At 58.2% G+C, this 12,474-nt stretch carries 11 protein-coding genes; 5 read left to right on the top strand and 6 right to left on the bottom strand.

Features of this window, described 5'->3' with window-relative positions; all coding sequences use genetic code 11:
- Nucleotides 1–13: 13 nt before the first annotated feature.
- From pdhA to M9920_15955, 3 genes are all read right to left on the bottom strand, one after another.
- Nucleotides 14–1,090 (bottom strand): pyruvate dehydrogenase (acetyl-transferring) E1 component subunit alpha, encoded by a 1,077-nt coding sequence (gene pdhA, locus M9920_15965; GenBank protein ID MCO5053774.1) that lies wholly within the window; start codon nt 1,088–1,090, stop codon nt 14–16.
- A 177-nt stretch (nt 1,091–1,267) separates the two neighbouring features.
- Nucleotides 1,268–2,617 carry an NADP-specific glutamate dehydrogenase gene (gene gdhA / locus M9920_15960; protein MCO5053773.1) on the bottom strand — a complete coding sequence of 450 codons (1,350 nt, stop codon included), beginning with the start codon at nt 2,615–2,617 and terminating at the stop codon, nt 1,268–1,270.
- Between the two features lie 222 nt (nt 2,618–2,839).
- On the bottom strand, nt 2,840–3,133 hold the full coding sequence (locus M9920_15955) for a ferredoxin (GenBank protein ID MCO5053772.1): 294 nt from the start codon (nt 3,131–3,133) through the stop codon (nt 2,840–2,842).
- Nucleotides 3,134–3,266: 133 nt separating this feature from the next.
- Here M9920_15955 and M9920_15950 point away from each other — a divergent pair, with 133 nt between their 5' ends.
- From M9920_15950 to M9920_15940, 3 genes are all read left to right on the top strand, one after another.
- Entirely contained in the window at nt 3,267–4,184 is a 918-nt protein-coding gene (locus M9920_15950) for a LysR family transcriptional regulator (protein ID MCO5053771.1), read from the top strand.
- A gap of 226 nt (nt 4,185–4,410) precedes the next feature.
- Nucleotides 4,411–4,677, top strand: a complete 267-nt coding sequence (locus M9920_15945) for a DUF2249 domain-containing protein (GenBank protein MCO5053770.1) — start codon at nt 4,411–4,413, stop codon at nt 4,675–4,677.
- A gap of 85 nt (nt 4,678–4,762) precedes the next feature.
- Nucleotides 4,763–5,023, top strand: a complete 261-nt coding sequence (locus M9920_15940) for a DUF2024 family protein (GenBank protein MCO5053769.1) — start codon at nt 4,763–4,765, stop codon at nt 5,021–5,023.
- On the opposite strand, the gene M9920_15935 is transcribed toward M9920_15940, so the two are convergent.
- Together M9920_15935 and M9920_15930 are read right to left on the bottom strand one after the other, a co-directional pair.
- Nucleotides 5,020–6,222: a cytochrome P450 gene (locus tag M9920_15935; protein MCO5053768.1), complete on the bottom strand. Its 1,203-nt coding sequence runs from the start codon at nt 6,220–6,222 to the stop codon at nt 5,020–5,022. The two genes, M9920_15940 and M9920_15935, sit on opposite strands and share 4 nt — an antisense overlap.
- A gap of 200 nt (nt 6,223–6,422) precedes the next feature.
- Nucleotides 6,423–6,791 (bottom strand): SirB2 family protein, encoded by a 369-nt coding sequence (locus tag M9920_15930; GenBank protein ID MCO5053767.1) that lies wholly within the window; start codon nt 6,789–6,791, stop codon nt 6,423–6,425.
- Nucleotides 6,792–6,901: 110 nt separating this feature from the next.
- Here M9920_15930 and M9920_15925 point away from each other — a divergent pair, with 110 nt between their 5' ends.
- Both M9920_15925 and M9920_15920 read left to right on the top strand, forming a co-directional pair.
- On the top strand, nt 6,902–7,627 hold the full coding sequence (locus M9920_15925; protein MCO5053766.1) for a Crp/Fnr family transcriptional regulator: 726 nt from the start codon (nt 6,902–6,904) through the stop codon (nt 7,625–7,627).
- A 100-nt stretch (nt 7,628–7,727) separates the two neighbouring features.
- Nucleotides 7,728–9,377: an MFS transporter gene (locus M9920_15920; GenBank protein ID MCO5053765.1), complete on the top strand. Its 1,650-nt coding sequence runs from the start codon at nt 7,728–7,730 to the stop codon at nt 9,375–9,377.
- Nucleotides 9,378–9,429: 52 nt separating this feature from the next.
- Here the strand turns inward: M9920_15920 and M9920_15915 are convergent, their stop codons facing one another.
- Nucleotides 9,430–12,378 (bottom strand): serine hydrolase, encoded by a 2,949-nt coding sequence (locus tag M9920_15915; GenBank protein MCO5053764.1) that lies wholly within the window; start codon nt 12,376–12,378, stop codon nt 9,430–9,432.
- Nucleotides 12,379–12,474: the final 96 nt, after the last annotated feature.

The following is a 12,474-nucleotide window of genomic DNA, read 5'->3' as shown; positions in this document are numbered from 1 at the left end:
GCGAAGGTACGGGTTAATCGTTGAAGAAGAATTTTCCGGTTTGACCGGCAGCGGTTTGGCGATCTACCTCGCTATAAACATCGGAGAAAATGTCGGCCGGGTTGGGGATCGGACTCTCCTTCGCGAAGCGTACCGCTTCCTCCGCTTCCGCAGCGGCGGCGGCGTCCAGTTCGGTGGCTTGCGCTTCGGTTAAAACCTCTTCTTCCAACAGGCGCTTTTGCCAGAGCTGAATCGGATCGTGAAGCGTGCGGTATTTTTCAATCTCTTCCGGGCGACGATATTTTTTGGCGTTCGCATCGGAAACGGAATGTCCGAAGTAGCGGTAGGTGGCAATTTCCAAAACGGTGGGACGGCTCTCGGTGTGCGCCCGTTGAATGGCCGTCCAAGTTTTGGCGCGCACTTCGTAAAGGTCCTCGCCGCTGACGTGATCCCAGACGATGTCGTAGGCTTCGGCGCGGGCGGCCAGGCATTTGGAGAAAGCGGAGGAGCGTTCCAGGCTCGTGCCCATCGAGTACTGGTTGTTTTCAATAATGTAAATGACCGGCAAATCCCAAAGTGCGGCCAAGTTGAGCGATTCGTGGTACGCGCCCTGATTCACCGCGCCATCACCCAAGAAGCAGAGGCAGCAACCTTTCAATCCTTTGTATTTCAGCCCAAACGCCAAACCCAGCCCGAGTGGCGTCTGTCCTCCCACGATTCCGTGTCCGCCCCAGAAATTTTTGTCGGGCGCAAAGAAGTGCATCGAACCGCCTTTGCCCTTGGAGCAACCCGTGGCGCGACCGAACAGCTCGGCCATGCACTCGTTCATGCTCATGCCGGCGGTCAGGGCGTGGCCGTGCATGCGATAACCGGCAATGACATGATCATTTTCGCCGCACAGGGAAAGGGTGCCCACCGCGACGGATTCTTGTCCGGAGTAGAGGTGCAGGAAGCCGCCGATTTGGCCACTGGTCTGGTATTGCTTGAGCGCCGTTTGTTCGAACCGGCGGATGCGCAGCATTTGACGGAGGAAGTGGATTTTTTTCTCGGCGGTCAGCCCGTGATTGATTTTCGCAGCGGCCAACGTCTTGGTTTCAAGCAAAGCTTCCATTATTTCATTTCACTTAATCTAAATGAACGATTGATAGTGCCATAGATAACTCCATGACGTCAACTCGCCCCCGGATGACGCGCTCAAACCGGCCCGTGAAACCGTCTTGTTTCCACGGTGACACCGCCTTGTCTGGCACTGGCCGGAGCCGGCTGGCGCGATTGAATTACGCGCGAATCAGACCAGGCCGAGAGCGGCCATGGCTTTCGCCACTTTCAGAAAGCCGGCGATATTCGCGCCGTTTACATAATTCCCTGGCGTGCCAAATTCCTCCGCCGTGTCGTGACAGCGTCGGTGAATTTGCTTCATGATATCGGCCAGCTTGCTTTCCGTGTAGGCGAAATCCCAGGCATCCCGACTGGCGTTTTGCTGCATTTCGAGTGCCGAAGTGGCCACGCCACCGGCGTTGGCGGCTTTGCCCGGCGCAAACGCGATTTTTGCGTCCAGGAAGAAATGCACGCCTTCCGAAGTGGTCGGCATGTTGGCGCCCTCGGCCACCGCGATACAACCGTTCTTCACCAGCGACTTCGCGTCTTTGCCGGTCAGTTCGTTTTGGGTCGCGCAAGGCAGGGCGACATCGCAAGGAATGTCCCAAATTTTTCCATTGGGAAAGTATTTGGCGCGTTTTTGCCGGACAGCGTATTCCGAAATGCGGACGCGTTCCACTTCCTTGATTTGCTTGACCAGATTGAGGTCCAAACCTTTGCGATCGTAAATCACGCCGTTGGAATCGGAGCACGCCACGGTTTTGCCGCCGAGCTGTTGCAGTTTCTCCATCGTGTAAATGGCGACATTGCCCGAGCCTGAAACCAAACACGTTTTGCCCTCGACCGAAGTGCCGCGCGATTTCAACATTTCGTTCAGGAAGATGACGGAGCCATATCCGGTGGCTTCCCGGCGCACTCGCGCGCCGCCCCAGTCCAATCCTTTGCCCGTAAGCACGCCCGACTCGTAGCGGTTGGTGAGTCGTTTGTACTGACCAAACATAAACCCAATCTCGCGCGTGCCGACGCCGATGTCGCCCGCCGGAACGTCGGTATATTCGCCCAGGTGTCGGTGCATCTCCGTCATGAAGCTCTGACAAAACCGCATGATTTCATTTTCGGATTTGCACTTGGGATCAAAGTCCGAACCGCCTTTGGCGCCACCAATGGGCATGCCGGTCAACGCGTTCTTAAAGATTTGCTCGAATCCTAAAAACTTGATCGTGCCGAGATAGACCGAAGGGTGAAACCGCAGTCCGCCTTTATACGGCCCGAGCGCGCTGTTGAATTGCACCCGGAAGCCGCGATTGATGCGCACTTCGCCCTGGTCATCCTGCCAGGGAACGCGAAAAATGATCTGCCGTTCCGGTTCGCAGATGCGTTCCAGAATCTTGTGCTGCCGAAATTCCGGATACTTTACGAGCACCGGACCGAGGGATTCGAGCACCTCGCGCACGGCTTGATGGAATTCTCCTTCGCCGGGGTTGCGGCTGACTACGTCTTGAAATACCAGTTCTAATTTTTCGTCCAATCGCTTTTTCATGATAAGTCGTCCCTCATTTTCCTAGAGGCGGTCAGGCATGTTTACCAATAGACCGGCGCGCAGCTTAAAGAAGCCGACGCGTTACCGCCATACTAATTTCATGATCCGAACGCCGACAGACCAAACGCGTGGTGGTTCGGCATGGTGAGGAACGATGGAAGCGCGCCGAGCGATCAGGAGCTACGGTCGTGGCTTCAAACAAAGATGCCTGACGGCATCGCGTTAAGTTTGTTGCGGCGGGGTGGCCGCGGCGGGGCTGGCGGTAGTTGCGGCGGGTGTGACGACAGGATTGTCGTTGCCAATGGCCTCGACGGGGCAGCCAGACAGGGCTTCGATCGCTTGCCGGATTTCTTCCTCGGTTTCCGGTTGGTGGAACACGTAACTATTTCCGTTCTCGTCATCGCGACGAAAGACGCTCGGCGCGGTCTCCCGGCATAAATCGCAATCAATGCAATTCGAATCCACGTACCAAAGTCCTGGCACATTTTGCGGTAATCGCTGGGTGTGGTCAGCCATATCAGATCCTTTCAATTGTTTTGGCGAGGGCCGTCATGCTGTTCAAGCCAGCGGCGCTCCACCTTTCGAGCGTAGATTACCCGTAACGCTCTATTGCGCGAAATTCATTATTGTTTATAGTTCAATGCAATTTATGAATCAATTTCTGGCGACGACACCGTTCGATTTATACGAACTCACTCTGTTCCAACTGGTCGCGGAAACCGGATCGTTCACCCGCGCGGCCGAACGGGCCGGGCTGACGCAGAGCGCCATCACCCGGCAGATTCACGGCGTCGAAGAGCGCTTGGGGGTAACTTTGTTCGAGCGCACCACTCGCCGGGTTTGTCTGACGCGCGCCGGTCAGTTATTGCGTGAGAAATCGAAGACCATTCTGCAAGCCACCAGCGAGTTGCTGGAGGACGTGCAGCGAACGGTGGGACAGCTTTCTTCCACGTTGCGCGTCGGGGTGGCGCGCAGCATCGGGCTGGCCTATCTGCCCGGTTATTTTTTCGCCTTCCAACGGCGGCATCCGGAGGTTCAATTACAAGTCACCCTGCAAACCAGTCGCGAAATTCTAACCTCACTGGAAACGGGAAACCTGGACGCCGGACTGGTCTGCCCGCCCCGCCGTTTGTCGCCGCTGCTCCAGGTCACTCACCGCTTCAAGGACGAATTCACCGCAATCGCGCCGCCACAATTCTCCCAGCAACCTGAAACGGCCAGCGTGACGCTCAAGCAACTTAAAAAATTGCTCGCGGCGCAACGCTGGTTGTTGATTGATCGGCAGGGTTTCACCGGTCGGCGGCTGCACGATTGGCTGTTGTCGCAACGCTGGCCGATTGAACCCGCCATGGAGCTGGACAGCTTCGATGTCATTGTGAATCTGGTTTCCCTGGGCTTCGGCGTGAGTCTGGTTCCGCATCGCGTTTTGGCGCTCTACGGCAACCGTCGCGTGGTGCGGCGGCTCGCGTTTCGTCCGCGTTTCAGTCGCGACCTGGCCGTCGTGGTGCGGCGTAATCGCGTCATTCCCGAGCCACTACATTCCTTTGTGCAAAGCGTGTTGTTTTAATGACGCTGGTTCTGGGTTGGAAACGGAAGAGCCGCGTTGGCTTGTGTGAAATAATTTTGACTAACGCGGAGTTTGGACTAATGGAAGTAACCAGGGTTTTAAGGTGAAGCTGGTTTGCGCCAGTGGCGCGAACGGCATCGAATCAATTGAAAAAACTATGAGCACTAAAATTACTTCTGACCGGACTTCGAATTGTTGCAGCGGCACCACCACCGCTCCCGTCACCATGGATACGGTGGAAACCGCGCTGACCAATGCCCTCGTTAATGGCGATCTGGACGTGCGTTCGCTGCCGCCGATTCAGCGGCATTCGCTGATTTTCGATACCTACCGTCGGCTGCAACCGGGACAATCATTCGTGTTGGTGAACGATCACGATCCGCGTCCGTTGCGTTACCAATTCGAAGCGGAACACGCGGGCCAGGTAACGTGGACTTACGAGGAACAAGGTCCGCAAGTTTGGCGCGTGCGGATCGGTCGCCCGAACCATTAAACTCGGATCACCCGGCTTGCGATTCTGACGAGAGGTTGAATGGATTTCGATTCAACACGCCGGAGCGCGAAGTGAAATTTTAATTATGAAAGTAGCTGTTTACGATACCTACGTGGTGAAAAAGAACGGAGTCACTGCGCATTTCGATGTGGTGGTGCCGACGGACGAAACGCCGGAGCGCGTGCTGGATTTTGGTCGTGAATTCCTGAAAAGCATTGGACAGGAAGGTCAGCCGCTGACGACCAAGGAATGTCAGTTCTGCCACGTTGAATCCGCTTCTGAAGCCATCCAACGATCCGTGCAACAGCAGGGTTATTTCATCAAGGAAATGGAAGGCTGTCGTTAAACGGCGGCGGGCGATCCGTCCGCGCAGAGTGGCAACGTCGCGAAGCCGCTGGCCGGATAAACCGCGAGCTTCGGAGTTTTGTTCGCCGCCACCCGGATGCGGCTGGTCGCAGCGAACAGTTCTTCCAGAAATACTCTCAACTCGAGACGAGCCAACGGTGCGCCTGGACAGACATGCACGCCCGCGCCCCAGAGCAAGTTCTTGCTCATGTCGCGATCCAGGCGAAACGTGTCAGGCTCGGGAAATACTTGCTCGTCACGATTGGCGGAAACCCAGATCACCGTAATCCGCTCTCCAGCGGGAATTTTGCGACCGCCAATTTCAACCGGTCGCTTCGTGATGCGCCGGTTGGCCACCAGCGGTCCGTGAATTCGTAAAATTTCCTCGACCGCCGCCGGGATCAAATCCGGTTGCGCGCGCAACTGCGCTTCCACCTTGGGTTGAATCGCCAGGAAGTGCGCCAGAATTCCGACGGAGGCCGAAATCGAACCGATCTCGCCGACCGTCCAGTTGCGCAGAATGCTCGCCACTTCTTCGTTGCTCAAGGTGCGTTGCCAAACTTTTTCGTGCATGAGCGAAGCGGTCAGATCGGTTTCCGGACCGGCGTCGGCCTCCAGTCGGGTTTCCAACAAGTCGTCAATGACTTCTTCAAACTCCCGCGCAATTTCGGACATGGCTTTGCGGTCTTGGGCGCGGGTCGCTTCCTGGTTGCGGCGCGTCCACCGCACCAGCGGCTCGTGCAGCGCCGCCGGCCAACCGAGAAATGCGCACTGAGCCTGCACCGCGAACGGCAACGCCACCGCCGTGACAAATTCCACTTCCTTTTGCTGCGTCAATTTCTTGGCCAATCGGGCGGCGATGCGGCGACAGACAGGCTCGAAGCACGTCATTTGACCGGAGGAAAAGTAGTGTTCGATGATGCGGCGATACGGCGTGTGTTCGGGCGGGTCCATGCTGTTCGGCACGGAGAGGTGCTGCGACACCGCGTTGCTGAAGGTTTTCGGGTCCAACAAAACTCGTTGCACGTCTTCATGGCGGAACAACGACCAGCCGAGCAATTCGCTGTAGGCGACCGGACACCGCCGCCGCAGGTCATCAAACGCGGCGCGTTGATCGCGTTGCACCGCGGGTGAAGTGGGATCCCAGTCGGGTATGGGTCGGTCGGATTTCACATCTTTAATCGTGCGCACGTTCGGCATTTCGTCACCCAGTGATTGAAGGAAAAATTGTCATGTCCAATTCGGTTTGGAGAAATCAAAGCCGCCTCACCATAGAAAAACGCGCGGTCGGTTGCACGTTTCTTTTGAGCGTTGAGCGTTGCCGCCGGATGCCATCCGATTTGATTCACCGCGATGAACTGAAGTTGGCGCGGACGTTTCGGTCGAAGTGAACGCGGCAATTAAAACGGTTTGAACAAAGTGAGCCAGGCCGCGAGCGCGACCAGCAGCACAAAAAATAGGAACACCAGTTCCGCGTAACGACTCAAGCGCGCCGCCATCGAGATGGCCCCACCCGCCAACAACCAAATGACCAATTTCCCCTGCACCCAACCCGGCAAAGTGTGGGTTGTCCCCATGAGTTGCAATTGAAACACCAGCGCCACGCCCGTGCCCAGAAGCAACAGCAGCCCGATTCCGTGCGCGATGAAAAACAGCCGTTGCCGGGGCGATTTTGCGCCGCTCATTTTAACCGCCAACACCCCGGCCAGCCCCATGAACGTCAGGGCCAGACCAATCAGGTGCAACACTTTCAAAGTTTGGTAGGTCATCTTCAACTCCGCTCCATCCGTAGCAAAAGACGGATGGAAACTCAAACCCAACCTTCCCGGTGGATTGGCTGGTTTCCTTTTCAGCTCCGGCTGGCTATGCTGGCGGGGTCATGTCCGCTTCATTGGCAGAATTGCGAGCGACCGCCGTTATTAACACGCTGCGGAGCTGTCAGCTTTTTCGCGGTTTGCCGGGGGCTGATTTGGAAGCCATCGCGGCGTTGACCGTTGCCATGCCGCTGGCCAAGGGCGAGTATTTGTTTCGTGAGGGCGATCCCTCCGCCGGATTTTACGTGGTGCAAAGCGGCACGATCAGCATTCATCGGGTGAACGCGTTGCGGCAGGAGCAGGTGATTCGCATCTTTCACGCGGGCGATTCCTTTGCCGAAGCCACGCTCGCCTCGCCGAAGGGTTGCCACGCCAACGCGCGCGCGCTCGAATCCTCCCAGGTTTTGCTCATCCGCAAGGAGGGCATTCTCGATTTGCTGGCGCAGCAACCGGAACTTGTTTTGAGTCTGCTGGGATCCATGGGCAATCATCTGCGCGCGCTGATCGGCCAGTTGGAGGACCTGGCGTTGAAAGATGTGGAAACCCGTCTGGCCAACTGGCTGTTGAAACGCTGCTTGTCGCCGACGGACGATCAACCCGTTCGCATTGTGTTGACAATGACCAAGCGCATGTTGGCTGGCGAACTGGGCACGATCAGCGAGACGTTGTCCCGCACCTTCGCCAAATTGCGCGAGCAAAAACTGGTGGTTGTCAAAGGCAGGAATATCACCGTCTTATCTCCGATGCGCTTACGGCAGTTGCTGCAAAGAAATTTGGGGGAGAGTGCCTGATGTTGCGTCTGGCCATGAATCAGGAAGCTCACCCCTTGAATTTTCAGCCGGGTCGTATGCTTGAGGGGAACGTCGGCTCGTTGCGTCCCGTTGCGCGCGCATGACGGCTTCCGACCCCACCAAACCGGCGGATTCCATCTGGCAACCGCTGCGCCGGCCTTTGTTTCGCAATCGGCTGATCGCGTCGGCCATCTCCAACATCGGCAGTTGGATGCAGGATACGGCGGGCGCGTGGTTGATGACGGCGTTGACGACCTCGCCGTTTTTGCTCGCTTCGATGCAAACCGCCGCCAGCTTGCCGGTTCTGTTGCTCGGTCTGCCGGCCGGCGCCACGGCGGATTTGCTGGATCGCCGCCGGCTGCTGTTGTTCTGGGGCGGCTGGATGTTCGTGGTGGCGGTGGTACTCAGTGTTTTGACTCTGAACGGCTGGATGGCGGCCTGGTCGTTGTTGCTGCTGACTTTTTTGTTGAATGTGGGGACGGCGATGAACGCGCCCACCTGGCAGGCGATCGTGCCGGAATTGGTGCCGCGCCAGGAATTGCCCGAAGCCATCGCGCTGAACAGCGCGGCCTTCAATGTCGCCCGCGCCGTCGGCCCGGCCTTGGGCGGTTTGTGCGTGGCGGGTTTTGCTTCCGTGCTGATGGGGGCGAGCCTGGTCTTCGCCATTAACGCCGCCTCCTTTTTCGCGGTGCTGATTTTCATCTACCGCTGGAAACGCACGCCGTGGTTCACCAGCGCGCTGCCGGCGGAGCGGTTGTTGGGTTCAATGCGCAGCGGCCTGCGTTACACCCGGTTTGCTCCGGCCATGCGCGCCGTGATGGTGCGCGCGTTTTTGCAGACGTTTTGCGTCAGCAGCATGTGGGCGTTGCTGGTGGTGGTGGCGCAGGAAAGCGTGCAGCGCGGCGCCTGGGGCTACGGCATTCTCATGGGGTGCATCGGCGTGGGCGCGGTGGTGGGGGCGTTGTTGCAATCGCATATCCGCCATCGCTGGTCTGCCGATGGGATTGTCACTGCCGCGGCTTTCGCGTTCATGGTCACGCTGCTCATCATGGCCTGGCTGCCGTTGTTCTGGGTGCTTCTGCCCGCGCTCTTTCTGGGCGGAATGGCTTGGACGAGCACAACTTCCAGTCTCAATGTCTCCGTGCAACTCTCAGTGCCGGCCTGGGTGCAGGCGCGTTCACTCGGCCTCTACCAAATGGTTTTTCAAGGTGGCATGGCGCTGGGCAGCGCGGTTTGGGGCGCGGTGGCGGAACATACCAGCACGCCGCTTGCGCTGACGTTGGCGGCAGCGGGACTGGCCGCCGGTCTGACTTTGACGCGCCGTTTTCCGCTGACGGCGGACACGAATTTGAATTTGTCTCCCGGACGTCTGGCACATGCGTTGAGTCGCGCCGCACCGCAAGTCATGATTGAGCCGAATCCCGAAGACGGCCCGGTGTTGATCAGCGTGACTTTTCGCATTGATCCGACGCGGGCGGCGGAATTCATCCAGGCCGCGTACGAATTGGGCCGGGTGCGCCGCCGTGACGGCGCGGCGCGGTGGGATTTGTTCCACGACCCGTTTGATCCGGCGCGGTATGTCGAAACTTACGTGGTGGAATCGTGGCTGGATCGGCAGCGGCAGATTGAACGGTTTACGGTGGCGGATCACGAAATTCGCAATCGCGTCATGGCCTTTCACGTCGAGTCAACGCCGCCGGCCGTGACGCGACTGCTCCTCGCGCGCAATCCTTCCGCTTCATCGCACTGAGTTCCCTATCGGATTTTATCGGCGCCGGGAAACGTCAGGTCGCTTGGCGGCTTCAAGGTTGGGTCAACTCCCGCAATGTGTGGTAAACGATCGGATCGTCCACCGGACCGTTGAACGTGAAGGGGAAACTTTGGTTCAGTGATTCCAGCATCAGTCCCCAGGACGCTTGATGCGCCACGCACGCCCGGGCGGCCGCCGCGCCGCGCGCGCCGGTCTTGTCATCTTCATTGCACACGATTGGTTTGCCGAACCTCTTTAACGCCGTGATCCGTGCGGAGTAGTGGGTTACGGAAGTGCTATTGAAATGAATCAGAATAAAATCGCTGGCTGCGGCAATGGCATCGGGAATTTTACCGTTCCCTTGGTCGCTCGTGGACACGAGTAAATTCGGCGCCAACCGTTTGGCGAGCTGAATCAATTCCACCTGACCGTCCGTGCTCTTGAGCACGCCATGATCGAAACCGCGATGACCGTACTCGTTGGCAATTTCCAGCGCGACATTCGCGAAACCGCTGGCGGCAATCCAATTCACGACGTTGCTGACGCCCGCGCGCACCGCCTCGTCGTCCCGCAGCAACTGATCCTGGCGTTGATAGAAGCAACCGAGAATGACCGCCGCGCCGTGCTGATCGCACGCTTGAATGATCCGGCGCACCCGCTCCAGGCAGGACGAACGCAGCGAACCGTCCGGGTTGAATGCGGAGTGGACCGCGCCTTCGTACCCCGGATGGCCGCCTTGCAAATTCAACGTGAACGCCCGGACCCCGCTGGCCACATAATCGGGAAGCCGCGCGATGAACTTGTCTGCGTTCGCTTCCGGATCGAACCCGGGCCGCTGCGCATCTTCAAATCCCGCGTTCACCATGCGTACGTTCATTAACAAGCCTTCCGCCTGACTGCCGCGATAGGTGATCTCGCCGTTGATCTGCCACATGCCGTTATTAATGCTGAGTTTCGTGTGGTTGGTGTGTTGATTGGCCTGGATGACGGTCCGCATTTGCTCGACGGCTTTGCGTTCTTCCGGGTCGAGTTGATCGAACAAGCGCCGTTCCCGCAGATCAAAGGAACGTCGCGGTTGTCCGTCTGGGGACCCGCCTTCCGTGCCGTTGTGAAAACACCAACCGGCCGCACCGCTGTTTAGAGCCGCTTCCAAGTCGCGGACAAAATCTTCAGCTTGCGGATTCCAATTACCGAAGCCACGTCGAAACGGTTCCTGATAATGCACCGGCACCATGCGACTGATTTTTCGCATCCAAGTTTGAAGTTGTTTTGTGGTGGTAGCCGTTTGGTCGGGCGAAGTGGCGCGGCGCGGACGATGCGGGGTGAGCAGGTCCAGTTGGGCGGTTTGGAGATATTGTTCGAGTTGAGCGGACGAAATATCCTCCGCATGGGAGGCGGTGATGAGCAGCGTTGGATCCAGTTGCTTGGCTGCATCGCGCAGGATTCGCAAGTCGGCAACGCTCGTGAAGCGCGCGTCCGGTACGTTGCGCTCGTTGCTCAAATCGAGATACCAATTTTGCCAGGGGCGTAAAGCCATGGTGAGGCTCTCCACGGCGCGGCGATGCGCTTCAAGGGTGAGCAAGGGCGACGTTTCTCTTTTGCCGTCGCCGCGCGAAATGCTCACGTCCACGATCAAACCGCGCCGATCACACTCCGCTACCAGCCACTTTAATTTTTGCATGGTGGCGGCAATTGGCTGTCCTTGATCGTCCACCGCGGAAGCAGCCGCGCCAAATGCCTGCCAGTTGGCCCAAACGCGCAACCAGTTGAAGCCCAGCCGTTGCATGTCATCAAGGTCAGCGCGCAGATTATTCTCCGGCGCGGCCAACGCTCCGTAAAAACTGATGCCGTAAAGGAACCTCGGCTGATCATTTATCGTGAATCGCTCACCACGCAGGCCCAACCGGGTCTTTGGCGGGGGATTTGTTTCATCCCGATCCAGCACCGCCGCGGCCATCAAAGCCGCCGCTTGGTTGATCTTCGCGTTCGGATCGCTTGGCGAAGCGTCGTGATCTTCAATCGGCGAATCATTCCACGACACGATCAAATCGAGGCTTGGAATCACCCACAACATCCGCTTGCCGCCATGACCCGCCGCCACGTAGGTGTCGGGCGGCGCGGCGGCAAAAAGGCGCTGCCCCAGTTTGTTCGTTCGGTTCAGCCACCAGTTGAAGCTGTAATATCCCGGTCCGATTGGCGTGATGTTTTTGCCGCCACCAATCGAATGTTGACCGGGTAACATGTCAGCCTCGCGTCCGCTGGTCAGCGGCGTGTCCGTCGGGATAGGGCTGTTGACGGCCATCTGGACGAACTCCGGCGCGAGCAACTGTATTCCGCGCCATTGCCCGCCGTGCAGATAGAGGAAACCGATCCGCGCCAGGTCGCGCACGGAAACTGCCAATCGGCCCTCCCGGTCCGCGCGGTGGAAAGCATTAAAGGTGTAGGCGTCCTCGAATTGCAGCGGCTCGGCGAGGTGCGTCCGCAGCACTTCGGTGCCGTTTGTTCCAAAAACTTTTTGCGTCAGCGTCGCGTAATACAGCGCCAGCGCAAAATCATTGTAAGCGTACGCCGTGCCGGGCGGTTCAATCAAACCGTAGCCGGAAGTTTGCGAGGCCAGATGTCGCCAGGTGAGTCGGGCGTCCTTGCCGCCGTTGATGGTTTTGAGGCGCGGCTCGAACTCGGCCACCGGTTCATCCACGCTGTTCAGCCGACCTTCCTGCACCGCCATAAGCAGCAACGTGGACAACACCGGTTTGAACGCCGAAGCAATGTCCGAGCTTTTGCTTTGATCGCCCCACGAATAAACCAGATAACCGTGACGCACCACGCAACCGCGACCTTTGACCAGCGCTTGGAGCGCGTCGAGCTTCTCCATAGATAAGCCGACTTGCTCCGGCGTTCGCGATTCCCAATGCGTCCCGGGAAATCCTTTGTCTTGCGCGCCCAGCATTCCGGCACCAATCGCGCCCAGCATCAAAAAGCAGCAGAGTCTCGCCAGCATGTCGCGCTCACCTTAGCCGACTCGCGGTGATGGTTAAACTGAAATGCCCGTGAACTTTTGCCTCGCGCCGCCGCCCGCTGCTTCACCCGCCACGAA

It is taken from the genome of Verrucomicrobiia bacterium (genome assembly GCA_023953615.1).
In the GTDB taxonomy this organism is placed as follows: Bacteria; Verrucomicrobiota; Verrucomicrobiia; order Limisphaerales; family JADLHS01; genus JADLHS01.
The sequence above is the reverse complement of the archived record's forward strand: the minus strand, read 5'-3'. Positions and strand labels throughout refer to the sequence as shown.